Annotated in this window: 24 protein-coding genes, 1 tRNA gene and 1 pseudogene; 15 read left to right on the top strand and 11 right to left on the bottom strand. The window is 65.3% G+C overall.

Annotated features, from left to right (window positions below; translation table 11 throughout):
- Window positions 1-92: 92 nt before the first annotated feature.
- The 7 genes from ACZ1I5_RS01945 to mtnA all read left to right on the top strand — a co-directional run bounded on the left by ACZ1I5_RS01945 (window position 93) and on the right by mtnA (window position 5,229).
- Complete coding sequence (locus tag ACZ1I5_RS01945; protein ID WP_465172066.1) at window positions 93-842, top strand: 16S rRNA (uracil(1498)-N(3))-methyltransferase; 750 nt, start codon at window positions 93-95, stop codon at window positions 840-842.
- Between the two features lie 32 nt (window positions 843-874).
- Window positions 875-2,248 (top strand): glutamate--cysteine ligase, encoded by a 1,374-nt coding sequence (locus ACZ1I5_RS01940; protein WP_465172065.1) that lies wholly within the window; start codon window positions 875-877, stop codon window positions 2,246-2,248.
- Window positions 2,249-2,291: 43 nt separating this feature from the next.
- A tRNA-Gly gene (locus tag ACZ1I5_RS01935) sits at window positions 2,292-2,365 on the top strand.
- 37 nt (window positions 2,366-2,402) lie between these two features.
- Entirely contained in the window at window positions 2,403-3,020 is a 618-nt protein-coding gene (mtnB, locus tag ACZ1I5_RS01930; protein WP_465172064.1) for a methylthioribulose 1-phosphate dehydratase, read from the top strand.
- Window positions 3,017-3,559, top strand: coding sequence for a 1,2-dihydroxy-3-keto-5-methylthiopentene dioxygenase (locus tag ACZ1I5_RS01925; protein WP_465172063.1), 543 nt, complete (start codon window positions 3,017-3,019; stop codon window positions 3,557-3,559). Before mtnB ends, ACZ1I5_RS01925 begins: the two co-directional genes overlap by 4 nt.
- Window positions 3,560-4,195 carry an acireductone synthase gene (gene mtnC / locus ACZ1I5_RS01920; protein ID WP_465172062.1) on the top strand — a complete coding sequence of 212 codons (636 nt, stop codon included), beginning with the start codon at window positions 3,560-3,562 and terminating at the stop codon, window positions 4,193-4,195. It abuts the gene before it with no gap.
- A complete protein-coding gene (gene mtnA, locus ACZ1I5_RS01915) occupies window positions 4,192-5,229 on the top strand; it encodes an S-methyl-5-thioribose-1-phosphate isomerase (RefSeq protein WP_465172061.1) in 1,038 nt (345 codons plus the stop codon). The genes mtnC and mtnA overlap by 4 nt, the downstream gene beginning before the upstream one ends.
- A 136-nt stretch (window positions 5,230-5,365) precedes the next feature.
- Here the strand turns inward: mtnA and ACZ1I5_RS01910 are convergent, their stop codons facing one another.
- Window positions 5,366-6,508 (bottom strand): aminotransferase, encoded by a 1,143-nt coding sequence (locus ACZ1I5_RS01910; protein ID WP_465172060.1) that lies wholly within the window; start codon window positions 6,506-6,508, stop codon window positions 5,366-5,368.
- A 161-nt stretch (window positions 6,509-6,669) separates the two neighbouring features.
- Here ACZ1I5_RS01910 and ACZ1I5_RS01905 point away from each other — a divergent pair, with 161 nt between their 5' ends.
- From ACZ1I5_RS01905 to ACZ1I5_RS01885, 5 genes are all read left to right on the top strand, one after another.
- The gene (locus ACZ1I5_RS01905) at window positions 6,670-7,599 is read left to right on the top strand and encodes a hypothetical protein (protein ID WP_465172059.1); all 930 of its coding nucleotides are present in this window, start codon (window positions 6,670-6,672) and stop codon (window positions 7,597-7,599) included.
- Window positions 7,596-8,504, top strand: coding sequence for a sulfotransferase domain-containing protein (locus ACZ1I5_RS01900; protein WP_465172058.1), 909 nt, complete (start codon window positions 7,596-7,598; stop codon window positions 8,502-8,504). The genes ACZ1I5_RS01905 and ACZ1I5_RS01900 overlap by 4 nt, the downstream gene beginning before the upstream one ends.
- Window positions 8,501-8,764 (top strand): PqqD family protein, encoded by a 264-nt coding sequence (locus tag ACZ1I5_RS01895; protein WP_465172057.1) that lies wholly within the window; start codon window positions 8,501-8,503, stop codon window positions 8,762-8,764. The genes ACZ1I5_RS01900 and ACZ1I5_RS01895 overlap by 4 nt, the downstream gene beginning before the upstream one ends.
- Window positions 8,736-9,212: a lasso peptide biosynthesis B2 protein gene (locus ACZ1I5_RS01890; RefSeq protein WP_465172056.1), complete on the top strand. Its 477-nt coding sequence runs from the start codon at window positions 8,736-8,738 to the stop codon at window positions 9,210-9,212. Before ACZ1I5_RS01895 ends, ACZ1I5_RS01890 begins: the two co-directional genes overlap by 29 nt.
- A 131-nt stretch (window positions 9,213-9,343) precedes the next feature.
- The gene (locus ACZ1I5_RS01885) at window positions 9,344-9,646 is read left to right on the top strand and encodes a DUF6916 family protein (RefSeq protein WP_465172055.1); all 303 of its coding nucleotides are present in this window, start codon (window positions 9,344-9,346) and stop codon (window positions 9,644-9,646) included.
- A 33-nt stretch (window positions 9,647-9,679) separates the two neighbouring features.
- On the opposite strand, the gene ACZ1I5_RS01880 is transcribed toward ACZ1I5_RS01885, so the two are convergent.
- Genes ACZ1I5_RS01880 through ACZ1I5_RS01865 form a run of 4 tightly spaced genes read right to left on the bottom strand, consistent with a single transcriptional unit; the run spans window position 9,680 to window position 11,888 of the window.
- On the bottom strand, window positions 9,680-10,213 hold the full coding sequence (locus ACZ1I5_RS01880; protein ID WP_465172054.1) for a GNAT family N-acetyltransferase: 534 nt from the start codon (window positions 10,211-10,213) through the stop codon (window positions 9,680-9,682).
- A gap of 13 nt (window positions 10,214-10,226) precedes the next feature.
- A complete protein-coding gene (locus tag ACZ1I5_RS01875; RefSeq protein ID WP_465172053.1) occupies window positions 10,227-10,775 on the bottom strand; it encodes a phage tail protein in 549 nt (182 codons plus the stop codon).
- Between the two features lie 14 nt (window positions 10,776-10,789).
- On the bottom strand, window positions 10,790-11,326 hold the full coding sequence (locus tag ACZ1I5_RS01870; protein WP_465172052.1) for a phage tail protein: 537 nt from the start codon (window positions 11,324-11,326) through the stop codon (window positions 10,790-10,792).
- A gap of 37 nt (window positions 11,327-11,363) precedes the next feature.
- A complete protein-coding gene (locus tag ACZ1I5_RS01865) occupies window positions 11,364-11,888 on the bottom strand; it encodes a phage tail protein (RefSeq protein WP_465172051.1) in 525 nt (174 codons plus the stop codon).
- Window positions 11,889-12,223: 335 nt separating this feature from the next.
- Here ACZ1I5_RS01865 and ACZ1I5_RS01860 point away from each other — a divergent pair, with 335 nt between their 5' ends.
- The gene (locus ACZ1I5_RS01860; RefSeq protein ID WP_465172050.1) at window positions 12,224-12,403 is read left to right on the top strand and encodes a hypothetical protein; all 180 of its coding nucleotides are present in this window, start codon (window positions 12,224-12,226) and stop codon (window positions 12,401-12,403) included.
- A gap of 48 nt (window positions 12,404-12,451) precedes the next feature.
- On the opposite strand, the gene ACZ1I5_RS01855 is transcribed toward ACZ1I5_RS01860, so the two are convergent.
- Both ACZ1I5_RS01855 and ACZ1I5_RS01850 read right to left on the bottom strand, forming a co-directional pair.
- The gene (locus ACZ1I5_RS01855; protein WP_465172049.1) at window positions 12,452-14,359 is read right to left on the bottom strand and encodes an asparagine synthase-related protein; all 1,908 of its coding nucleotides are present in this window, start codon (window positions 14,357-14,359) and stop codon (window positions 12,452-12,454) included.
- Window positions 14,356-15,567 carry a hypothetical protein gene (locus tag ACZ1I5_RS01850; protein ID WP_465172048.1) on the bottom strand — a complete coding sequence of 404 codons (1,212 nt, stop codon included), beginning with the start codon at window positions 15,565-15,567 and terminating at the stop codon, window positions 14,356-14,358. Before ACZ1I5_RS01850 ends, ACZ1I5_RS01855 begins: the two co-directional genes overlap by 4 nt.
- A gap of 103 nt (window positions 15,568-15,670) precedes the next feature.
- Between ACZ1I5_RS01850 and ACZ1I5_RS01845 the strand changes: the two genes are divergently transcribed.
- Complete coding sequence (locus ACZ1I5_RS01845; RefSeq protein ID WP_465172047.1) at window positions 15,671-16,261, top strand: aspartyl/asparaginyl beta-hydroxylase domain-containing protein; 591 nt, start codon at window positions 15,671-15,673, stop codon at window positions 16,259-16,261.
- A gap of 11 nt (window positions 16,262-16,272) precedes the next feature.
- Here ACZ1I5_RS01845 and ACZ1I5_RS01840 read toward each other — a convergent pair whose 3' ends face one another.
- From ACZ1I5_RS01840 to ACZ1I5_RS01825, 4 genes and pseudogenes are all read right to left on the bottom strand, one after another.
- Window positions 16,273-18,330 (bottom strand): MGH1-like glycoside hydrolase domain-containing protein, encoded by a 2,058-nt coding sequence (locus ACZ1I5_RS01840; RefSeq protein ID WP_465172046.1) that lies wholly within the window; start codon window positions 18,328-18,330, stop codon window positions 16,273-16,275.
- Between the two features lie 5 nt (window positions 18,331-18,335).
- A pseudogene (locus ACZ1I5_RS01835) lies at window positions 18,336-19,364 on the bottom strand (glycoside hydrolase family 43 protein); the annotation flags it as partial.
- Window positions 19,365-19,383: 19 nt separating this feature from the next.
- Entirely contained in the window at window positions 19,384-20,391 is a 1,008-nt protein-coding gene (locus ACZ1I5_RS01830) for an arabinan endo-1,5-alpha-L-arabinosidase (RefSeq protein ID WP_465172045.1), read from the bottom strand.
- Between the two features lie 2 nt (window positions 20,392-20,393).
- Window positions 20,394-22,922 carry a TonB-dependent receptor gene (locus tag ACZ1I5_RS01825; protein WP_465172044.1) on the bottom strand — a complete coding sequence of 843 codons (2,529 nt, stop codon included), beginning with the start codon at window positions 22,920-22,922 and terminating at the stop codon, window positions 20,394-20,396.
- Here ACZ1I5_RS01825 and ACZ1I5_RS01820 point away from each other — a divergent pair.
- A complete protein-coding gene (locus ACZ1I5_RS01820) occupies window positions 22,909-23,223 on the top strand; it encodes a hypothetical protein (RefSeq protein ID WP_465172043.1) in 315 nt (104 codons plus the stop codon). The genes ACZ1I5_RS01825 and ACZ1I5_RS01820 overlap by 14 nt on opposite strands.
- Window positions 23,224-23,254 lie beyond the last annotated feature (31 nt).

The raw sequence follows: 23,254 nt of genomic DNA, 5'->3' as shown, positions 1-23,254 counted from the left end.
CCGCCTATTACTGAAAGCATATCATGATAGGGGATATTACAGAACACACCCCGGGGTGACGGAAGAAGCGACGGGGGCTAGTGATGCCCATCATGCCCGCAACCCCCGCCTGGCCGCCGCAATCGACTCCGCGACTCTTCGTCGAGACGCCGCTTCGCGAGGGCGCGCAGCTGCGCGTCGAGGGTGCGCAGGCACATTATCTGCTGTCGGTGATGCGCACGAAACCGGGCGACCCGGTCAAGCTGTTCGACGGCGAGAGCGGCGAATGGCTGGGCATTGCCGCGACCGTCGGCAAGCGCGACCTGCTGCTCGACGTGACCGCGCATCTGCGCGAGCGCGAGCCAGTGCCCGATCTGTGGCTGTGCGTCGCGCCGCTGAAGAAAGGGCGGATCGACTGGATGGCGGAAAAGGCCTGCGAGCTGGGCACGGCGCGGCTGGTGCCGGTGCTGACCCGCCGCACGGTGGTCGACCGGCTCAACCTCGACCGGCTGCGCGCGCATATGATCGAGGCGGCCGAACAATGCGGGCGGACCGCGGTGCCGGACCTGGCCGAGACGGTGAAGCTTCCGGCTTTGCTGCGCGACTGGCCAGCGGGGCGGGCGCTGTTCTTCGCCGACGAGACCGGCGGCGTGCCCGCGCTGGAGGCGATGCGGGCGCACCAGGGGCCGGCGGCGATCCTGATCGGGCCCGAGGGCGGGTTCGACGCGGAGGAGCGCGAGGCGATTCGGGCCTTGCCCGAGGCGGTCGGGATCGGGCTGGGGCCGCGCATCCTGCGGGCCGATACCGCGGCGGCGGCGGCGGTGAGCCTGTGGATGGCGGCGGCGGGGGACTGGTCCCTCTAGCGTCGGACCGTCGCCCTCGCTAAAGCGCCGCCATGAGCACGAAGACCGTTTCAAAGAGCAACGCAGCGGTCATCGAACACCGCGACCAGCTCGTCCAGAGTTTCGCCCGGGGCGAGAAGCCGGTCGATCGCTGGCGGATCGGCACCGAGCACGAGAAGTTCGTCTATTCCCTCTCCGACCATCATGCGCCGAGCTATGACGAGCCCGGCGGCATCCGCGATCTGCTCGACGGGCTGACCGAGTTCGGATGGCGTCCGGTCGAGGAAGGCGGCAAGGTCATCGCGCTCGCCGGGCCCGACGGCGCGATCAGCCTGGAGCCCGCCGGCCAGTTCGAGCTCTCCGGCGCGCCGCTCGACAATCTGCACGAGACCTGCGCCGAGACCGGCCGCCACCTGGAACAGGTGAAGGCGATCGGCGACAAGTTCGGCATCGGCTTCCTCGGCATGGGCATGTGGCCGGACAAGACCCGCGCCGAGCTGCCGATCATGCCCAAGGGCCGCTACGCGATCATGCTGCGGCACATGCCGCGCGTCGGCACGATGGGCCTCGACATGATGCTTCGGACCTGCACGATCCAGGTCAATCTCGATTACGAGACCGAAGCCGACATGGCGAAGAAGTTCCGGGTCGGGCTCGCGCTGCAGCCGCTGGCGACGGCATTGTTCGCCAATTCGCCCTTCACCGAGGGCAAGCCCAACGGCATGCTCAGCTATCGCAGCCATATCTGGTCGGACACCGATCCGGCACGCACCGGCATGCTGCCCTTCGTGTTCGAGGACGGCTTCGGCTACGATCGCTACACCGAGTACGCGCTCGATGTGCCGATGTACTTTGTCTACCGCGACGGCCGGTACATCGACGCGGCGGGGCTGAGCTTCCGCGATTTCCTGAAGGGCGAGCTGTCGGTGCTGCCGGGCGAGCTGCCCTCGCTCGACGACTGGAACGATCATCTCTCCACCGCCTTTCCCGAGGTGCGGCTGAAGACCTTTCTCGAGATGCGCGGCGCGGACGGCGGGCCGTGGGGCCGGATCTGCGCCCTGCCCGCTCTGTGGGTCGGCCTGCTCTATGACGGTACCGCGCTCGATGCGGCGTGGGACGTGGTGAAAAACTGGACGATCGAGGAGCGCCAGGCGCTGCGCGATGCGGTGCCGAAGCTGGCGCTCGACGCGCCGATCCCCGGGGGCGGCAAGCTGCGCGATATCGCCGGCGAAGTGCTCGACATCGCCAATGGCGGCCTTGCGGCGCGCGCGCGCTTCGACGCCTCGGGCAGCAACGAGACGGGCTTCCTCGATCCGCTGCGCGAGATCGTACGCTCGGGCAAGGTGCCGGCGCAGGTGCTGCTCGACAAATATCATGGGCCCTGGGGCGGCGACGTCTCGAAGGTCTATGACGAGATGCGCTTTTAGGGCGCTTGCGCCCGCCGGCCCTTGCCGGTAATTCGCCCTCAGCGCGGGTATAGCACAATGGTAGTGCAGCAGCCTTCCAAGCTGAATACGCGGGTTCGATTCCCGCTACCCGCTCCATTTTTTCCTTGAGGGACGCGCGTCCATGGCGGTCGGCATGCTTGACGCAAGGGCTGCGATCGTCGCGGTCGGGCGCTGGCTCGACGGCAAGGGCTGGGCCCCCGCGACCGCCGGCAATTATTCGATGCGGCTGGACGATGGCAGCTTCGCGGTGACCGTGTCGGGCCGGCACAAGGGGCGGCTGACCGAGGACGACGTGATGCGCGTCGACGCGGCCGGCGCGTCGCTCGACGGCAAGAAGCCATCGGCCGAAACCGCGCTGCACCTCGCGCTCTATCGCGACTTTCCCGATGCGGGCGCCGTGCTGCACAGCCATTCGCCCGCTGCGGTCGGGCTGAGCCGGGCGTTTCCCGATCTCCACGGTTACACGCTTGCCGGGCACGAGATGCTGAAGGCGTTGCCGGGCATCCTGACGCACGAGGCGCGCATCAGCCTGCCGATCGTCGACAACAGCCAGGACATGGCGGTGATCGATGCCGCGATGGCGCCGCGCCTGCTGGCGCCGGGCGCGGTGCCGGCCTATCTTATCCGCAGCCACGGCCTGTACGGCTGGGGCCGCGACATGGCCGAGGCGGAGCGGGTGATCGAGGCGGTCGAATGGATGATCGCCGCCGAGCTGGCCGAGGCGGGTTTCCGCAGAGGGAGCGAAGCATGAGCCATTTGCAGATATTCGACGAGCAGGACGGCACCGCCCCGCTGCTCGACACATCGGACGGCGAGACGATCGCCGCCGAGCTGGCCACGATCGGGGTGCGGTTCGAGCGCTGGCCGACGCGTCCCCTGCCCGATGCAGCGGCGATCCTCGAGGTCTATGCGCCGGAGATCGAGACGCTGAAGGCCGAGGCCGGTTACCAGTCGGTCGACGTGGTGGCGCTCGCGCCCGACCATCCCGACCGCGCGACGCTGCGCGGGAAATTCCTGTCGGAACATACCCATGGCGAGGACGAAGTACGCTTCTTCGTCGATGGCGAGGGGCTGTTCACGCTGCATGAGGGCGGGCGGGTGTTCAACATGCTGTGCACCAAAGGCGATCTGATCTCGGTGCCCGCCGGCATGAAGCACTGGTTCGACATGGGCCCTGCCCCGCGCTTCACCGCGATCCGGCTGTTCGTCAATCCGGACGGCTGGGTCGCGAGCTTCACGGGCGACAGCATCGCCGATCGCTTTCCGCGCCACGAACCTGCTCTCGCCTGAATGCCGCGCGCGATTCTGACGGATATCGAGGGCACCACCTCGAGCATCGCTTTCGTGGCGGAGACGCTGTTTCCCTATGCGCGCGAGCGGCTGCCGGCATTCGTCGCGGCCCACCCCGATGCGGCCGCGCCGATCCTCGCCGAGGTGGCGGCGACCGAACCGGGCGATCCGGTCGCGACCCTGACGCGCTGGATCGACGAGGACCGCAAGGCGACGCCGCTCAAGACGCTGCAGGGCATGATCTGGGAGGATGGGTACCGCGAGGGTGCGTTTACCGGGCATATCTATGCCGATGCGGTGGCGGCGCTCCGGCGCTGGCACGCGGCGGGGATCGCGCTCCACGTCTTTTCCTCGGGGTCGGTCGCGGCGCAGAAACTGCTGTTCGGGCATAGCGACGCGGGCGACCTGACGCCGCTCTTCTCCGGCTATTTCGACACGACCACCGGGCCGAAGCGCGAAGCAGCGTCCTATACCGCGATCGCGGATGCGATCGGGTTCGAACCGGGCGAGATATTGTTCCTGTCGGACACGCCGCAGGAGATCGCCGCCGCGCGAGCGGCCGGCATGCAGGCGCTGCTGATCGATCGCGACGGCGGCACGGGCGACATCGCAGACTTCGGGGATATCACAGCATGAAGCTCGACGGCGCGCATCAGCGATCGATCCGGCGCACCGGGGACGGGCGCGGCGCCTGCATCATGGATCAGCGCGAACTACCGTGGAAGATCGTCTGGGTCGAGCTGCGCAGCGCCGCGGAAGCCGAACGCGCGATCCGCGAGATGTGGACGCGCGGGGCGCCGCTGATCGGGGCGACCGCGGCCTATGGCCTGGCGATGGCACTGGCCGAGGATGGATCGGACGCGGCGCTCGATAAGGCCTATGCGACCCTGCTCGCCGCGCGGCCGACCGCGGTCAATCTGCGCTGGGCGCTCGACAAACTGGTCGAGACGGTGCGCCCCCTGCCCCCGGCCGAGCGCGCCGCCGCTGCCTTCGCCCGCGCCGACGCGATCTGCGACGAGGATGTCGAGCTCAACCGCGCGATCGGGGAGCATGGGCTCGACCTGTTCCGTGCGCTGCACGCAAAGAATCCGGATCGTCCGCTCAACATCCTGACGCATTGCAATGCCGGCTGGCTGGCGACGGTCGATTACGGCACCGCGACCGCGCCGATCTACCTTGCGCACGATGCCGGCATCCCGGTGCATGTCTGGGTCGACGAGACGCGCCCGCGCAACCAAGGCGCCCTGCTCACTGCGTTCGAGCTGGCCGGGCACGGCGTGCCGCATACGGTGATCGCCGACAATGCCGGCGGGCATCTGATGATGCAGGGTCAGGTCGATGCCGTGATCGTCGGTACCGACCGGGTCACCGCCAATGGCGATGTGTGCAACAAGATCGGGACGTATCTGAAGGCGCTGGCGGCGAAGGACAATGACGTGCCCTTCTATGTGGCGCTGCCCTATACGACCTTCGATGCGGGGACGGCCACCGGCGCCGACATCCCGATCGAGGAACGCAGCGCCGACGAGGTGACTCATGTCACGGGCGAAGGCGGCAGCATCCGCGTGACGGCGTCAGGCGCAGCCAATCCAGCCTTCGACGTGACGCCGGCGCGGCTGGTCACCGGCTACCTCACCGAGCGTGGTCTGTTGGAAAAAGTGGACGATTAATGTCACTCTTTCCAACAGAAGGCCGATTTCCGCATCTCAGGTAATAAACTGATAAATAAGTATTTATTTATAGTCGTCACATCATGTCGGTGCGCAAAATGCGATAGGGGCATGACAAAAGTCCGCGCCGAAATGCTCACGGTCGCCTGACCATCCGCTCCAGCGCAGCATCCAGCGTCGCATCCTGCTTGGCGAAGCACAGCCGCACCACGCTCGTCACCGCATCCTTCGCGTAAAAGGCCGAGAACGGCACCGACACCACCCCGGCCTCCTCGATCAGCCAGTTGCAGAAGGTGACATCATCCATGTTCACGCCCGAGCGCGGCAGGTCGATCGCGAGGAAATAGGTCGCCGCGCTGGGCAGCACGGCATAGCCGAGCTTTTCCAGGCCCGAGGCGAGGCGGTCGCGCGAGCGCTGATAGCCGGCGCGCATCTGGGTGAAATAGGCGGGATCCTTGCCCAGCCCGTACGCCGCGCCCGTCTGGAGGTTGGGCGGGGTGGTGAAGGTGAGGAACTGGTGCGCCTTGGCCAGCACCTGCGCGATCGGCGGCGCGGCGCACATCCAGCCGACTTTCCAGCCGGTCAGCGAGAAGATCTTGCCGGCCGACCCGATCTTGACCGTCCGCTCGCGCATGCCGGGATAGGCGATCAGCGGGCGGTGCGCGGCGCCGTCGAACACGACATGCTCCCACACCTCGTCGCAGATCGCGATCGCATCATGGCTCACGCAGAACTCGGCGAGCAGCGACAACTCCGCCTCCGTCATCATCGTGGCAGTGGGGTTGAGCGGATTGTTGAGGATCAGCAGTTTCGTGCGGGGTCCGGAAACGGCGGCCAGCGCCTCGGCGGTGATCCGCCATGCGGGCGGTTCGAGCCGGACCAGCTTCGCCACGCCGCCGGCACGTTCGACCAGAGGGAGATAGGCGTCGTAGAGCGGCTGGAACATCACCACTTCGTCGCCCGGCGCGACCAGTGCGAGGATCGCGGCGGCCAGTGCCTCAGTCGCACCCGAGGTGACGATCACTTCCTGGGAAACGAGATCGAGGCCCTGATGCACGGCATAATGATCGGCAACCGCCTGGCGCAGCGCCGCGGTGCCGGGCATCGGCGGATACTGGTTCGAATCCTCGAGAAGCGCCCGGGCCGCCTCGGCAAGGACGTCCTCCGGCCCGCGGCCATCCGGGAAGCCCTGGCCGAGATTGATCGCGCCGGTCTCCCGCGCGCGGGCCGACATGGCCTCGAAGATGGTGGTGCCGAGCGACGCGTAGATCGGGTTCATCGCGCCTCCATGCCGCAGCACGCGGCGGCGCGCCAGTATTTGCCCCGGCGTGACTCGGCAAAATCGCTGTCCAATGGTTGCGGCGCGGGCAGCTATCGATCAGAACGCGTGCCGTGTCGCCGCGGCCATTGTCCCGCCGACGAGATGTCAGGGGTGCGCTTTTGTTTTCCTATCTGGTTTCGGGGCTTAACGTCGCCAGCGAGCTCGCTCTGCCGGGCCTGATCGCGCTGGAACCGGACACCCTCCAGGGTGCCGACGTTACGATCCGCGCCGGTGACGTGCCCTCGGCGCTCGCCGATGCCGAGACCAGCGGGGTGAACTGGCAGATCTCCGGGGACCGGTTCCTGTTCGACATTCCGGGCGTGGTGCGGATCCTGCTGACCGGCGGACGCGAGATTCTGTTCGCGCTGGCGGACGGCAGCTCGATCGAAGAAGCCACGATCTTCATCAGCAGTACGGGATTCGGCATCCTGCTGCACCAGCGCGGTCGCATCGTGCTGCATGCGAGCGCGGTGCGTGTGCGCGATTCCGCGGTGCTGTTCTGCGGCCCCTCCGGCGCGGGCAAATCGACTCTCGCGGCCGCCCTTGTCGATGCCGGATACGATCTGGTCACCGATGATTTCTGCGGCATCGCGACCGATGCCGGCGGCACGCCCTGGGTCGAGCCGGACGGGCGGCAGCTGAAGCTGTGGCAGAATTCGATCGAACGGCTCTCGCTGAACGCCCGCCGCGCCGCGCCGGTGCGGCCGGCGATCCAGAAATATTATGTCGAGCCGCGCGCCGCGACCGCCGCCGCGCTGCCGCTGTCGGCCATCTATGTGCTGCGCGAGGCGCGCCCGCCGCACGTGCCGGGGATCGCCCGGCCCAACATCGTCGATGGCGGGCTGATGGTGCGCAACAATGCCTATCGCCCCGCGATGGTCCGGCGCATGGCGCAGGCCGATCTCTATTTTCAGGCAGCGGCAACCATCTCGCAGCGCGCGGGCGTGTTCACGCTGACGCGCGAGATGGACTTCACTCAGATGCCGGTGGTGATGGAGTGGCTCGAGGCACATTGGCGCGAGCTCGGCCTGCTGGAGCGCGCCGCTTGAAGAAGAATTTCTGGCTAGCCTCCTATCCGAAATCGGGCAACACGTGGTTCCGGTTGCTGGTCGCGAACCTGCGGCAGGACGCGCCGGTCGATATCAACGACCTGCCCCATCAGGGCGGCATCGCCAGCGCGCGCGCCTGGTTCGACAATGCGATGCTGTTTCCGTCCGGCCTGCTCACACATGAGGAATGCGACCGGCTGCGTCCGCGCGTCTATGCGTCGATCGCACAGGGCGGCGAGGAACAAGCTGAGGACCGGGAAGCGACGATCGGCGGCGTCCGCTTCATGAAGACCCATGATGCCTGGACCTATACCAGCGACGGCGAGCCGCTGCTGGGTGGGCTGAAAGGGGCTGACGGCGCGATCCTGATCGTGCGCGATCCGCGCGATGTCGCGCCGAGCCTGGCCAATCATGGTACGAAGCCGATCGACGACTCGATCCTGTTCATGAGCAAGGCCGACGCCAGTTTCGGCGGCGAGCGCGATCGGCAGCCCAGCCAGCTTCGCCAGCAATTGCCTGGCTGGAGCGGTTATAACTACAGCTGGCTCGACCAGGCCGACTTGCCGCTCCATCTCGTCCGCTACGAGGATCTCCAGGCCGACGCGGGCGGCATCTTCCGCACGGCGCTCGCCTTTGCCGGTGTCGACGTATCGGCGGAGGAGGCAGCCCAGGCGGCGCGCTTCGCCGATTTCGACGAACTCAGGAAGCAGGAACTCGAACGCGGATTCCGGGAGGCGCCGCGTGCGCGACCGGGTGGCGGTTTCTTCCGGCGCGGCGTATCAGGCGCATGGCATGATGAACTCACGCCGGATCAGGTCGCCCGGATCGAGACCGACCATGCGGCGATGATGAAACGGTTGGGTTATCCATTGTCGGGTGCGGGTGAAGAAAGGATCGCGAGTTGATCGAGCGGAAGGGAGACTGGCTCAGCGCGCGCGTGGGCGACGAGATTATGATGATGAGCCCCGAGCACGGCAAATATATCGGCATGAACGAAGTCGGCGCGCGCATCTGGGAGCTGATCGAGACGCCCGCCGACATCGCCACGGTCTGTGCGGCGCTGGTGCGCGAGTTCGAGGTGTCGCCCGAGGATTGCGAGGCCGAGGTGGGCAGTTTTCTGGCGGAGATGGAGAAGCATGGCGCCGTCGCGATCGATCACGCATAAGCTCCGCACCGCGCTGACGCTCGGACCGCGGCGCCAACTGCTGGTGGCCGAAGCGTCGGCGAGCATGCTCGCGGCGCGCGTGACGCTGGCGATCTTTCCGTTCCGACGCATCGCCAGGGGGCTCGGTGCCTTTGTGCCGCCGAACGATCCGCGCGTCGCGATTCAGGCCCAGGGTGTTGGCGAGGAACAGGCGCGCATCGCCAAGGAGGTCGGCTGGGCGGTGCGGGCCAGCGCGCCGTGGATGCCGTTCCGGTCCGTCTGCCTGCAACAGGCGATGGCCGCGCATGCGATGCTGCGCCGGCGCGGCATTGCCAGCGTGATGCATTTCGGCGCGGGCAAGAGCGACGCGAAGCCGATCGACGCTCATGCCTGGCTCGATGCCGCGGGGGTGAAGGTCACCGGCTATCCGGTGGCGCCGCATTTCGCCGAATTGGGCTGCTTCGTCTGATTCTGCCAGCACAGCCAAAACGGTTGTATCGCACGTTGGGGCCGATTGCCGCCCGCTTGATTGTACTGGGCGCTTGGGGCACTCAATCATCATCACACGGCGGGGGATCGCCGGATCGAGCGGAGTGCCAGATGGCGGACATGGTTGTCGAAACGAAGGAATTTGAGGATTTCGAGCCGCATGTCGGCACGAATTTTTCGATCGTGGCAGAGGGCCTGCCGCCGCTCGAGCTCGTGCTGGAAGAGGCCAAGGCGCTGAAGGCCAGTGCGCAGGATAGCCGCCCTCCGTTTCAGCTCATGTTCCGTCGCGCCGGCGAGGTCTTGCCGCAAGGCATGTACCAGTTCCGCCATGACGACATGGGGGATCTCGTCATCTTCATCGTGCCGACGGGCGAGAACGAGACCGGCGTGGAGTATTGCGCAACATTCAACTGAGCGACGCTCGCCGGTCGTCACCGCGACCGGCGTTCACGCGACCGGTGCGTCGGCGCTCCAGCGCATTTCCAGATAGACTTCCATATCCTCGAACTCCCTGAAGCCAAGGCGGCGATACCAGGCAAGGGCGGGATTGAACTTCTCGACGAAGATATCGATGTCCTTGCCCGCGGCGCGGGCAGTGTCCATCAGCGCTTCGAGGATTGCCGTCCCGACGCCCTTGCCGCGCCATTCGGGCATCATCACGATGTCGATGATGCGGAACTGACCAGAGACTTCCTGGAGGTACAACCTGCCCGCAGCTATGCCGTTCTGTTCGATCACATCGAACCATGTATCGGCGTAATGGGTGCGATAATGCAGCCGCTGCAGCTCGAACTGCTGCGCAACGAACGCCCATTTCTGGTCCGCGGTCCACGGCGTCTGCTCGAGCTCAGCCATGCGTGTGGTAGCGAAGAGCTGCATCAGGAAGACGGTGTCGTCTTCCGTCTCCGGACGCAGACGATAGCCTTCTGCAAGCAGGGCCGCCGGCAGGACGAATGCCGACGGCCCCTTGTCCTGTGTCACCGAATCAGTCCGATCAGTTGCGCGGCGGGAAAATGCCTCGCAGCGCGACGCAGTAATTCAGCGTCAAATAGGGCTGTCGGTTTTCATGCGGCAGGTTGCCGCCGTTGAAACCGATCGCCGTTGGCGCGAAGTTTACCAGCGTCCCGGGCGTTATCGGAGGAGCCGTATAGGCGAAGCCAGGTCCCGAAGCCGAAAGAAAGGCGTTGCTCGCCGGAGTTCCCACTGTCTGCGCCTGGTTCGAAGGATTAGGCGAGGCGAACGTCACGCCATGATTGTGGGCCGGCATCTCGGTCGTCAGGAGCGTTTCCGTCGTCGTGCCGGCGACTTCGCCCAGTACATAGGGAGAGAGCCCCGGGCCGTTACCCTGGCCGACCGGCGCGATACCGATCATGTTCGGCAAGGCGAAGTTCGACGTGCCATTGCCGCCATAGGTAGTGCCAAGGAGGGAAAACAAGGCAGTGTTCTGCTGGATAGGGAGGATCTGCCCCGCCGCGAATGCCCAGCCCACCGGTGGGAAGTTGAAAGCAAAGATCCTGATCTCGCCAATATATGGTGCCGTCACGGTCTCTCTCCGAATTAGTTGCGGCTGGGGAAAACGCCTTCCAGCGCAATGATAAAGTTGATGGCCATGATCGGCATCAAATTATTGTGCGGCTGGCTGCCACCTGTCGCGCTGATGCTGTTGGGGTTCAACGCACCCTGCTTGAGCGGATTCGCCCCGGGGATCGCGTAAATCTCGGCGGTGCCGACGAGCGTGGCCGGGAACGACGTGTTGGTGGGTGCGGGCTGATTTGCCGTCGCGGTCGTCGCAGAAAGCGAGTGGCTGTGGGCGGGCATCTGCGTCACCGCCAGTGTAACGGTTTCGGTTCCCGCCATCTGACCGATGACATAGTTTGAAAGGCCTGGCCCCTGGCCCTGGTTGATCGGCAGGCGCCCGCGCATGTCGGGAAGGCCGAAGGTAGTGATGCCATCGCCGCCATAAGTCGTTCCGAGCAAGGCATAGAGCGCATCGTTCTGCGCGATAGGCAGCAGTTGCCCCGCGCAGAAAGCCCAGCCGCGCGGGTTGAAATTGCCCGCAAACATTCTGATTTCACCAAGAAAGGGATTGCTCATTTCGTCCTCCGTGCCGTTCTGCCGCGCTTCACAAACCTCAATTCCGTGACGGGAACCGCCCCTGGAGCGCGATGGAGGCATTCAGCGTGGTATAGGGCTGCAAATTGCTGTGCGGCTGACTGCCGCCCGCTGTCGCGACCGAAGCAGGATCAAGCGGTACTGGCGTGCCGCCGGACGCATAGAAATCGACGGTGTCGGACGTATCCGCGCCCAGGGTACGCCCGATCGGCGGCCGGTGCGTGGCGGTCATCGTGGTACCCACCAGGAAATGATTGTGCTGCGGAATCTGCGTTATGAGCAGGGTCACATTCTCCTGGCCGGAGATCTGACCTAGAGCATAGCTCCCAAACGGGCCGTTATTGCCCACGCCGATCGGGGTCCTGGAGCGCAGATCGGGAAGCTGGAAGGTCTGGACGCCGTTGCCGCCATACGTGGTGCCGAGCAACGAGAACAGCGCCTGGTTTTGCTGGATCGAAAGAAGCTGTCCGGCGCAGCTTGCCCATCCACGCGGCGGAAAATTGAACCCAAAGAACCTGATCTCGCCGATAAATGGTTGCGTCATGGCAGCCCCTCACGCGTTCTTCAGAGGGCGCAGCGTCAAGCAGCACCAGGCCCCCCGAGTGTTGACCCGGCGGTTGTAACCGTGCCTCCCAAAGACTCAATAGCAAATAGCAGCCAAAGTCGGCTCTGCTTCTTGTCGGCCGAAGAGTGGCTGCTAACCGCATGATCAAGCACAAGTATATATTTAGGATATCGCGACTACGCCCGAATCGGACCTTAGAATCGCACAATAGGCACGACAGCTTGGGTCCGCCCTGTTGCGCGATATTTTCGGTTCTGTCATAGTCGGATGATTAGCTGTACGGTGCAAATGCGCCATGGGGGGTATCTTTCGTCATGACGTCAATCACGCCTATCGACCTGTCGGAAGCCTCGATGGATGTTATCGAGACGGAGTCGCGCAAGCCCTGGTCGACGCCGCGCGTCATCGTATCGGTGGCCCAGAACGCCGAGGCTCATGTGGGTGATAATCCGCCGGACGGCAGCACGACCTTTTCAGGCCCCTACGGATCCTGATCTTCAGGCCATAATTCTCGGCGCGAACCGGCCGCGCGGCCTCTCCCGTCATCGGTTGCTCGAGTCAAACCAGGCGATGAAGCGCGCAAGGGCTGTCGCCCGAGCTGCAGTGTATACCGCCGCGTGTCCCGGCTTCCGAGCCTCGTCCGCCTGGGACAGCATCGTTTCGATCCTGTCGAGATCAAGATAGCGGGATATCCTCCCGTCGCGATCCAGCCGCCGCGCCTCGGCGAGCGCGGCGGGCGCGCTCTCCTTCGCCATGCGAAACATGTCGGGGTCCTCGGCATCATTGCCGGGCCCGCGCGCCACCAGTTGCGCCGGCAGGATGTCGGCGAAAACGCGGCGCGCCAGATGGCGTTCAAGGCCGTCCCGGAACTCCAGTGACTCCGGGATGGCCAGGCCAAGTTCCACCACACGCCTGTCGTGGAAGGGACGCGAGAAATCCAGACCATGCGCCGCCGCCAGGGTCGGGTGAGTCGGCTGCATCGCGGCCACCTTGCGCAGATGGTGCAGGCAGAAGGCACGCCAACGATAATGTGGTACCCGGTCATTGCGTAAGCGCGCCGGGTTGATGGCGCCGGCCGCGAACATTGCCCTGGCGAAAGTCGGATTGACCGGGCGGATACGCCAGGCCGGCGTCGGCCGGTACAGGAGTTGTCCTAAGCGAGATGCCGGTGAAAGGCGGAACGCCGGCAGGACATCGTGACGCACGACCTGCTGCCAGGTGCGCCCCGCCACCCGGACGCGCAGGCGAAACTCCTGCACGAAGCGCCCCAGCTTGCCGCGGCGCAGGATTCGCCCGAGCATCGCCTTGCCATTCGTGTTGACGGTATAGTCGCCACCATGCCCGTCGAGCACAAGCCGAGCGCCCGCGGAGGCCGCGATGCGGAGCAGACCGCGCCGGACATAGGGCGTTCCGGCATTCTCGTCGGTCATCGCGAAGCTGGTCTCGATGTCGCTGAACACCCCCTCTTCCCCCCGGACATAATAATGGAGATCGAGATAGGGATAGGGTCGGAAGGCCTCGACCGCGGCGCGGGCGTCGCTGACCAGCCGGCGCTCGCCCTGGTCCAGAACCGAAGCAATCGCGACAATGCGGCGACCCTGCGCCGCAACGATCGGGCCGGCAATCGCCGCGATGCTGCCGCTGTCGAACCCGCCGCTGAAGCAGAGCCCGGGCGCGTGAGCCAGCCGGCGGACGCGGCACGCCACTGCCTCGGTCACCACGTCTCGATACGCGTCGACATAATATGCCTCGTCGCGGCCGAGATGTTCCGGCGCGGCATGGGGTTCCCAATAACGGCGCGTCGACACGGTCCCGTCCGGGTTAAGGCGCAATGAAGTGCCCCCGCCGACGATACTGATCGATTCGTAGATCGTGCTGCCCGGGTTAGGATCGAGCGGCCCGAGCACGCGCTGGGCAATGCCCAGGTCCGAAAGTCGGCGCGGCACGCCTTCCACCGCCCAAAGCGCTTTCACTTCGCTGGCAAAGGCGAAGAAGCCCTCGCCATGGTGGAAGTACAGGCCGCGCTGACCCATCGGGTCGCGGCCGATCAACAGCGAACGCGCCCGCGCGTCCCAGATCGCGAAGACGAAGTCGCCGAGCAGGTGTTCAACGCATGCCTCGCCCCAACGCCGATAGGCGGCGAGCAGCACCTCGCTGTCGGGCATATCGCGCAGCATGTCGGCGGCGATGCCGATGCGTTCCGCCAGCACTTCGCGATTGTCGAGCCGTAAATCGGCGACGAGGGTCAGTCCGCCGTCCTGGATGGGCTGGGCCTCGGACCAGTCCTCACGGTTCACGCGAAGCAGGCAATGGCCCAGCCCGGCAGCGCCGTCGACCACCGCGCGTCTGCCGTCGGGGCCGCGATGGGCGAGGATTTTGCCCATCCGATCGAGTTCGCGCGCGGATGCGGACTCACCGTCGAAGCGGACGATGCCGAAGATCGCGCTCATTTTTCGCCGGCGTGGCGAAGCCCTTCGAGAAGGCGATAGGGCTCGTCCATATGGAGCACCGCATTGGCGCGAAGCGCGTCGTTCGCCGCCTGCTGCTTCTTGTCGCTGTCCCGCGCGAACCGTTCGGACGGCGCCTTGGCATTGCGCGTGGACGCCGCCGCCAGTGCGGCCCGTGCCTGCTCGTCGGGGACAATGCCGAAATGCGGGAGGATCCGTGTCTCGACGGCATCGGGCAGTTCGGCATAGTTGACCAGCATGCCGCCGCCCAGGCCGAGATGCTCGATCACCGCCGCGGCGGTCCGCCCGAGTGCCCGGGCGGCGTAATCGTCCGGCAGCATCTCCGCCGCGTTCTCAATGCCATAGGGTTCGAAGGGCATCGCGCCGGGGACGGTCTGCGCCCCGGCCATATGCGCGTGCGACACCAGGATCTCGACCGGATCGCGATACAGGAAGATCCAGGGCGTATCGGGAAAGGCGAGCCGGAACAGCGGCAGCGCCAACGTGTGCCAGCTGTCGAGCTTGACGACATACTGCCCGCCGCCGTCCAGCCGGTCCCGGCCGAGCGTGCCGACGATCATGCGCAGCAGGGCAACGCGCTGCTCGGTCGGCACATCGGTCCGCGCCGCCGCGAGTTGCACGATCGAATCGATCGCCGCCGCCTCCGATATGACGACGTTGCGGGGATCGGCCGCGAGCATCTGCGCGACCAGGGTCGATCCGCAGCGCGACTGGTGGAAAACGAAGCCCGCCGGCGCCCGCAGGTCCACGCCGTCCGGCGCGCCAAGCGTCTGAAGCGGCGTGCGAGGACGCACGAGCCGGTTGAGCGGAAGATAGCGCGCCCGGCGCAGCGAATCCTCGAAGAAGGAATCCGACAGCGGACGTCCGGCGAAATGGACCCAGTCCACCGCCAGCGTACCGCCGCTCGGTACGATCGCGACCGGCAACCAGTCGCCGTCGGGCGCCGTCTGGCTGGTGACCGGCGCGCCGCTGAAGCGCCAGATGCCGAGCGGATCTGGTTTCAGCGCCGCATGGGCCTCGTCCCGTTGGATCGCAATGCCCAGATCCGCAGCGGCGGCGACCAGCGCGTCGACGAACAGATTCTGGTCGCTGATCGCGCTCAGTCGTTGCTGGAGCGCGGGATCGGCCATCAACAGGGCGCGAAAGCGGTCGATCGGTGCGGCCGCGTCGAGAAGGCTGGTGTCTGTCATGAAGGACCGCGAACGACTTCTTTCCAACCGCCCCCGCGGCCGATAGGCTGATCCGGAAACGGGCGTCGCGCCCGCGCTGGATGATTTGCCTATCATGCTAATAATGCAGAGCCAATCGCCCTTGATCTACGCCGATCGGGTGCGCCTGCCCGTCACCTTCGACGGCGATCGGCTGGCCGAGGATTTGCAGCGGATCGCCGGGGCGACCTGGGTCGATCATTTCGTGACGCAGAATTACGAGGGCGACTGGAGCGTGCTGCCGCTGCGCTACTCGGCGAGCGCCACGCATCCGATCCTCCAGGCGTATTCGGACCCCTCCGTCACGGACTATGCCTATAGCCCATTGCTCGATGCGGCACCCGCCATCCGTGCCGCGATCGACTGGTTCCAGTGCGGTCTCCAGACGGTGCGATTGATGCGGCTCACCCCGGGATCGATCATCAAGGAGCATTTCGACTACGACCTGGCCGCCGAATGGGGCACCGCGCGCATCCATGTCCCGATCACCACCAACCCGCAGGTCGAATTCATGGTCAACCGGGTGCCCGTCGTGATGGAGCCGGGCAGCGCCTGGTATCTGCGCCTGTCGGACCCGCACAGCGTCGCCAATCGCGGTACGACCGACCGGGTCCATCTGGTGATCGACTGCATCACCAACGACTGGCTGGAGGAGCAGCTCGGCGCCGGAGCCTGATCCGGGCAGGCCTAGAATATCTTCAGCTCGACCAGCCGCATCGCTTCGTTCCGCGGCACCCGGAAAGAAACCCTGATCCTGTCGGTTGCAACGGACGGCCAGGCGACATGCGTCACGCCGTTCCCGCGCGGCGCCTGCTTGTCTGCGTCCAGGGCCCGCCATCCCGTTCCGGTCCACCGTTCGACGGTGTAATCAAGCGGCGCGACAACGCCATTTCCCGCGGCAAAGGCCAGTTCGGCGCGCGACACCTCCAGCGCCTTCCCGAAGTCGATAGTGAACCACGGCGTTGCGCTGTCTTTCGGCGACGTCCAGCCGTTCGGCATTTCGGGAAAATACCAGATGCGGCCATCGACCGCGTCGTGAAGCGATTCCGCATCCATGTTCCCGGACGCGCCTGGCCTGGGAAACGCACCCCTGACCAGTTGAACCGCCCGGTTGACTGGCCGATCGATCCGCGGCGGCGCCAGCCGCGCCACGGGTAGCGTGATGCGCCCGAGCGTCGGCCGGGCGGCGACCTCCCGGCCGTCGACCGCGACGCGCAAGCCCGGCCCTCTGCCAAAATGCGCGCCGTCCACGTCCCATGTCACCGACACCAGATGGCCATGATAGGGTATCCTCTCCGCGCGAAACCAGTGCAGCGCCTGGGGATCGCCGGTCGCCGGCAGCAGCGGATTGATCTCGAGCATGTCGTCGGCGCGCGGCCTGATGCCCACCACGCCGGTCAGGATCAGATCGTTGAAGCCTGAATGGAAATAATGATGGCTCCGCGCCAGCCCGACGATCGGCTTGCCCGTCGCGGGATCATAATCCTCCTCGAGATCCAGTCTGCCGTCCTGATAGTGAAGCGCGGCATATTGCCTGAGCAGGCGCAGGAAATCGCCCCGCGTCACGACCGACTGGTGATAATGATCGAGCAGATTGATCATGCCCGCGAGCACCTGCGTGGTCTGGAACGGCCAGACCGGCCCGTTCCACTGGCATTCGGGACGCGCGCCCTCGTAGCGATATTGCCGCATATAATAGTCGTAACTGGGTTCTACCGTGCGCAGGCCCGCGGGGCCGCCGAGTTCCTGCGGCGAGAGAAGGTGCCGCCATGCCGCGGCATAAGCGACATCGTCATCGGGCAGGTCGAACGCCCAGGGGACATAGCCGACCAGCTCGCGCCCACGGATGGGCTGCCAATATTTCACATGCTCGTTGTCGACCTTGAAGCGATCGATGAAATGCGTGAGCGCGGGGCTCCACAGATCTTCCTGAACGCGCGTCTTGATCGCCACCGCGCGCGCGGCATAGTCGACCGAGACATCGGGGTCTCCAGCCAGCGCGGTGAGCCGCGAAAGGGCGCGGGCATTGGCGAACATATAGCTGTTGATCGAGGGGCGGAACGCATTGCCCCCGGTAAAGCCGTCCTTGCCGCCTGACGCGTCGATCGAGGCGATGGTGTATTCCGTCGCATCGAGCAGCGGCTCGATCCAGTACAGCCCCTTGCTCCGGTCGAGCCGGTCGCTCCACTGGCCATAGAGCAACCGCATCGCGCCCAGATGGCGGAGTGCCTCGGTCCGATCGCCATCGACGAGATAGCGGCTCCACACGGCGTCCGCCATATAGTCCGAAAAGTGACGGTCGTTGCCGTCCTGATACATGTAATCGATATAGTCCGCGGCAAAGCGCCGGTCGCGCAGCCACCGGCCTTCCGCCAGGTGGAAGCCGGTCGCGTCATTCAGGCTCGCATAGGGCTCGCGCTGCCAGCCGACATCATCCAGGAACTCGGTCGTGATATAGCCCGGTGCGCCGAGATCGCGTTGATGGGCACGAAACACCGACCAGCGATAATAATAGACCGCGTCGAGCATCGGATCGGAGGTTTCGAGAAACGGAATGCGTTCCTCATACCAGGGCGCATCGTTACCGAACCGCTCGACCGCGATGCGGTGCGCGTCAAGGGCCGGGACGGGTCGGGCCGGGGCCTGCATGGGCGCCACGGCGATCGCGACGGCGGCCAGCAGGGCCCATTTCAGGTAGCGGGACGCAACCGGTACGGTTCGGCACCGTGCGGTGCGATCGATCATCGGCGCAACGGCCCGTTCGCGCGCGGCTGGCCGAAATCGGGCGTGCCGTCGGCGCGATAGGCGATCGGCTGGACGCGCGTATGGCGATTGGGGTCGAACAATGGGTCGCCGACGATCTTGTCATAATCGCGCGCATGGTAGACCAGCATGTCGCGCCCCTGCTCATCGACGGTGAAGCTGTTGTGCCCCGGACCGTAAATATGATGTTCGGGCGAGGTGGAGAAGACCGGCACCTGGGATTTGGCCCAGGAGTTTGCGCGCATCAGGTCTGCCCTGGCGTCGGCAGTGAGCATGCCCATGCAATAGCGCGAATCCGTGGCGCTCGCCGAATAGGTCAGGAACACCCGGCCGTTGCGCGCGAGCATCGCCGGCGCTTCATTCACCTTGAACCCCTGGATTTCCCAGTCGAGCGTGGGCACCGACAGCCGCACGGGGGGCGCCGCCAGTGTCAGCGGGGTTTTGAGCGGTGCGAGATAGAGGTTCGAATTGGTCTCGATTCCCGGTTCGCGTTGCGCCCAGCACAGGTAGCGCGTGCCGCGATGGACGAAACTCGTCGAATCGAGATTGAAGCTGTCCCACGGCGTCTGGAGCTGGCCAATCACCGCCCAGCCGCCTGTCATCGGGTCGTTGCCGTCGCAGGCGACCGCATAGGTGCGGATCCGGAACACGTCCTCGCCGCCGCCGCTTGGGCCCGCGGCGAAATACATGATCCATTGCCCCCCGATCAGGTGGAGCTCGGGCGCCCAGATGAAGCCGGACATCGGCCCATTGGCAAGATGCCGCCAGAGCACCCGTTCCGGAGCCGTGGCGAGTCCGGCAAGCGTTCGCGACCGGCGCAGGACGAGGCGGTCATATTCGGGTACGGAGCCGGTCATGTAATAGAAGCCGTCGGTATGGCGGAAAACCTGCGCGTCGGCGCGATTGCGCACCAGCGGGTTGGTGATCACGCTTCGTGCAGGTCGCCGCGCGAACGCTGTACCCGCGATCGGGGCGGCTGCGGCGGCGGCCAGGAGAGTGCGGCGGGTGAGCTTCACGACCGGGTCCTTCCATCAGTCATTGGCGAACGACGGGCCAGCCATCGGCCGTCCAGGCGATCGGCGCGATGCGTAACGTCGGCACGCCCTTCTTCTTCGCATCATAGGCGTGCCATGCGATCAGGTCGCGCCCGCCTTCGCGCAGGATCGAGACGCCACCGGGGCCGCGCCAGCGTTTCGTCGCGTCGAGCTGGCCGTGCAGCACGATCTGCCCGAAGCCCCTGGTCATCGGCTTGCCGTCCGCGTCGAGATAAGGGCCGGTCACGTCCTTCGACCGACCGACAACAGTGTAATAGCTGCTGGCCGCGCCGCGGCAGCAAAAGTCGTAGCTGGCGAAGAGATAATAATAGCCGCCATGGTCGATCAGGAACGGCGCTTCGACCGCACCGGGCGACGGGCGCCGTGCAAGGTCGTGGACGATCCTGTCCTCCGCCGACGGTTTGCCCGTCGCGGAGTCGAGGCGGATCATCTTGAGCCCGGTCCAGAAGCTGCCGAACGCGAGCCACGCCTTGCCGTCGCGATCGACGAACGCGGCGGGATCGATGGCGTTGTAGTCGTCCCGGAGAGTCGAGACGAGCACCGCGCCGCGATCCTTCCAGCCATAGCCCGGCCTGGCCGGATCGAGCGTCGGGCTCGTCGCGAGACCGATCGCCGAATGATTCTCGCCAAAGGACGAGATCGCATAATAGAGCCGGTATTCGCCGTTCGCGAACCGCACGTCGGGCGCCCACACGCCCCTGGCCTTGGGCACCTCTCGCTTCGCCCAGTCCGGGATCGCATCGAACACCGCGCCCGCGCGAGTCCAGGTGACGAGATCCTTCGAGGTGCGGATATGGATCAGCCCGGGCGGCTCGCCTTCCTGGCTGGTGCTGAACACATAGAAGCTGTCCCCGTCGCTGATGATCGCGGGATCGTGGACCGGGGCAAGGTCGCCCTGCATCCGGTCCGCGAACAATGCCGGTTGATGCGCCTGCCCGGCGGCGGACATCAATGCCGCCGCGAGTAGCGACAGGAGCAGGTTGCGCACGATCAGAACTTGAAGCGGACGCCGCCGCCGAAGGTGCGATCATATTGGCGCGTATCGCGCGGTTCGTATGCCGTGGTGCCGAAATTGTCGCGATAGGTGGCGTTGGTCAGGTTGGTGGCGTCCAGGGTCAGCGTTATCGCATCGTTCACGGCATAGCTTGCCGACAGATCGAGGAAGCCGATCGGCTTCACCCTGATCTTGCCGCCCGCGAGAACCTGCGAATAGCTGTCGGTATAGCTGCTGCGCCAATTATAGGCGAGGCGCACCGAAAGCCCGTATTTCTCGTAGATGCCGATCAGATTGTAGGAATATTTGGAAACCGGCGTGATGTCCTGCTTTTGCCCGGGGTTGAACGGATCGTCGACCTTCCCTTCCGACAGGGTCCCGCTGACCTGCGCACCAAAGCCCGACAGCGCGCCCGGCAGGAAATCGGCAAAGGCGGTGGCCGCGACCTCGACCCCCTTCAGATCGCCGTTCGAGGTATTGCGCGGGCGGGTGACGAGGAAATTCTGCAGCGTGCCGTTCGCCGCGGTGAGTTGCTCGATCCCGGCATAGGTCTGAATATAGCCCTCGAGCTTCTTGTAGAAACCCGAGACGGTGATCGATCCGGTGTTGGCGAAATACCATTCGGCGGTCGCGTCGAAATTCCAGGCCCGCACATTCTCCAGATCGGCATTGCCGCCCGATCCCGTTCCGAACGTACTGGAGCCCCCGGTCTGCCCGCTCTGCGTGAGGCTGATCGCGGGATTCAGCGCGGAGAATTGCGGGCGCAGGATTGCGCGGCCCGCGACCAGACGCAGCACGACATCGTCCCTCGGCCGGAATTTCAGCGACAGACTGGGCAGCAAATCGACGACGTTGCGTTTGCCGACGATCGGCGAAAGCACGGTGCCGGTCGGGGTGTTGGTCACCTGAACCGCATTCAGGTCGGTCACGGTGTTGACGATCCGCATGCCGATCAAGCCATCGAACGGCAGCCCGCCGTCGGACCCGAAGGCGACCTGGCCATAGGTGGCATAGACCGCTTCCCTGAGCCGGAAGACCTGCGCCGGATCGAACGCCGGCACGCCTGCCGGACGTCCGGCGAGCCCACGCAGCACATCGATATTGTCGCGGAGCCAGCCGGTGTCGGTAAGCGCGAAATTGTCGACGCCGAGCGCGCCGTCGATGATGCCGTCAGGCGCATTGGTGCCGGCACCCGCATAGCCGTTGATCGACACGAACGGGATCGGATAGCCCTGCGGATTGGTGGCAGCCGATGACCCGGTCCGCCGGGCGTACCGCGCACCGACCTTGAAGTTCTTCAGGAAGCCGCCGTCGAACGTATAAAGAAGGTCGCCATGCGCGGCATATTGGCGGCTCTTCTGGACATTGTAATTGTCGAACAGGGTCAGGAAATTGAGGTTGCTCTGCTTGGTGAAGTCAAACCCGTTGAAGTTCAGATTCGGCGTGCCGCCCTTGTCGAAATCATAATCGATGCGCGGCACGACGAATGCGGTATCGACGACATATTGCCGATTGGTCACGGTGCTGTCGTTGTAGGTGAATTCGCCTGACAAAAGCGCGCGGCCCGCAGTGTAGCGCCCACCGAAATTGGCCTGATAGCCATCGGTCTTCTGGTGAAAGGTCTGCTTGCTGGTGATGGTGAAATTGTCGCGAGTGGTGATCGTCTTGGCGACCGGGCGGTTTCCGGTTTCGGACGACTGGGCGGAGCCCGGCTGTACCGACGTGACCGTTACCGCCCCCGCCTTGGGCAGGCCGACAAAGAAATCGACGTCATAATCCTGGCGATAGCCGGTGAAGATGCCGTCCGCGTAAAACTCGAGATCGGGTGTCGGCTTCCACTGCAGCGAGACGTTGAAGGCCGGGCGGCTGCGGTCGCCATCGGTGACGAGCCCGCCGACCGTGTCCGGGATCTGGGTCGGATCGGTGGCCGATAGCGAATTGAACCCGAAATTGAACGCGGTCTGGTCCTGATATTTGCGCTTGTTGTAGGAGGCGCCGACCAGCAGGCCGATTTCACCAATCCCCGTTTCCCAGCGATTGGTGATCAGGCCGCTGGCGATGTAGCTCGCCTTGTCGCGCTGTTCGGAATAGATGCCCCGCGCACTGCCGGCGATCTGGAAACCGGCGAAATCGAACGGCCGGCGCAAGCGAATGTCGATCGTGCCGGAAACGCTGCCTTCGATCTGTTCGGGCAGGTTGGTCTTGTAGACGTCGACGCCCGCGACGAGCTCGGCCGGGATATCCTGCAGGGCGACACCACGGCCAGTGCCGGTGAACACCTCGCGACCGTTGATCAGCGTCTCGATATCGGGAAGGCCGCGCACCAGCACGGTGCCGACCTCGCCCGCCGAGCGCGACACCTGGATGCCGGTCACGCGCTGCAGCGCGTCGGATACCGTATTGTCGGGAAGCTTGCCGATATCCTCGGCCACGATCGAGTCGACGACCGCGGTGGCGTTGCGCTTGATCGATTGCGCACCCTGGATGCTGGCGCGGACGCCGGTAACGACGATGTCGTCGCTCACCGTCGCGTCGTCCGGTGTGGTCGTCTGGGCCTGCATGCCTTCATCGGTGACGGCCGCTTCAGCCGGCATGGGGACTGGTGCCCGCGGCGCCCCGCGCGCGATCGACGGTGAAGCAAATGAGATGGCCAGAACGCCGGCCGACATCATCAAAGAAGAACGCGCGATTCGCTGGCTCATGGCCCTCTCCCCTTCAAACATGGCCGCACCCATGGTGTCGGCCTTTTGTCGGAGTTATCTATATGTCGGAGTTATTCCGGTGAAAAGAGGTATTTTGACTGTTGCAACCGATTTTGATCGATGAACCCGCATGGCGATGCCGACGTTCGCGTTCC

The organism is Sphingomonas sp. BL-S-30, from assembly GCF_055521475.1.
The sequence above is the reverse complement of the archived record's forward strand: the minus strand, read 5'-3'. Positions and strand labels throughout refer to the sequence as shown.

Excerpts from the sequence above, each read along its gene's own strand:
- ACZ1I5_RS01945 (WP_465172066.1), top strand. The coding sequence starts at position 93 with ATGCCCGCAACCCCCGCCTGGCCGCCGCAATCGACTCCGCGACTCTTC.
- ACZ1I5_RS01870 (WP_465172052.1), bottom strand. The coding sequence starts at position 11,326 with ATGAGCAATCCCTTTCTTGGTGAAATCAGAATGTTTGCGGGCAATTTC.
- ACZ1I5_RS01820 (WP_465172043.1), top strand. The coding sequence starts at position 22,909 with ATGTCGTCGCTCACCGTCGCGTCGTCCGGTGTGGTCGTCTGGGCCTGC.
- ACZ1I5_RS01840 (WP_465172046.1), bottom strand. The coding sequence starts at position 18,330 with ATGATCGATCGCACCGCACGGTGCCGAACCGTACCGGTTGCGTCCCGC.
- mtnB (WP_465172064.1), top strand. The coding sequence starts at position 2,403 with ATGCTTGACGCAAGGGCTGCGATCGTCGCGGTCGGGCGCTGGCTCGAC.
- mtnC (WP_465172062.1), top strand. The coding sequence starts at position 3,560 with ATGCCGCGCGCGATTCTGACGGATATCGAGGGCACCACCTCGAGCATC.
- ACZ1I5_RS01890 (WP_465172056.1), top strand. The coding sequence starts at position 8,736 with ATGGCGCCGTCGCGATCGATCACGCATAAGCTCCGCACCGCGCTGACG.
- ACZ1I5_RS01885 (WP_465172055.1), top strand. The coding sequence starts at position 9,344 with ATGGCGGACATGGTTGTCGAAACGAAGGAATTTGAGGATTTCGAGCCG.
- ACZ1I5_RS01850 (WP_465172048.1), bottom strand. The coding sequence starts at position 15,567 with ATGACAGACACCAGCCTTCTCGACGCGGCCGCACCGATCGACCGCTTT.
- ACZ1I5_RS01940 (WP_465172065.1), top strand. The coding sequence starts at position 875 with ATGAGCACGAAGACCGTTTCAAAGAGCAACGCAGCGGTCATCGAACAC.
- ACZ1I5_RS01855 (WP_465172049.1), bottom strand. The coding sequence starts at position 14,359 with ATGAGCGCGATCTTCGGCATCGTCCGCTTCGACGGTGAGTCCGCATCC.
- ACZ1I5_RS01925 (WP_465172063.1), top strand. The coding sequence starts at position 3,017 with ATGAGCCATTTGCAGATATTCGACGAGCAGGACGGCACCGCCCCGCTG.
- mtnA (WP_465172061.1), top strand. The coding sequence starts at position 4,192 with ATGAAGCTCGACGGCGCGCATCAGCGATCGATCCGGCGCACCGGGGAC.
- ACZ1I5_RS01845 (WP_465172047.1), top strand. The coding sequence starts at position 15,671 with ATGCAGAGCCAATCGCCCTTGATCTACGCCGATCGGGTGCGCCTGCCC.
- ACZ1I5_RS01910 (WP_465172060.1), bottom strand. The coding sequence starts at position 6,508 with ATGAACCCGATCTACGCGTCGCTCGGCACCACCATCTTCGAGGCCATG.
- ACZ1I5_RS01865 (WP_465172051.1), bottom strand. The coding sequence starts at position 11,888 with ATGACGCAACCATTTATCGGCGAGATCAGGTTCTTTGGGTTCAATTTT.
- ACZ1I5_RS01860 (WP_465172050.1), top strand. The coding sequence starts at position 12,224 with ATGACGTCAATCACGCCTATCGACCTGTCGGAAGCCTCGATGGATGTT.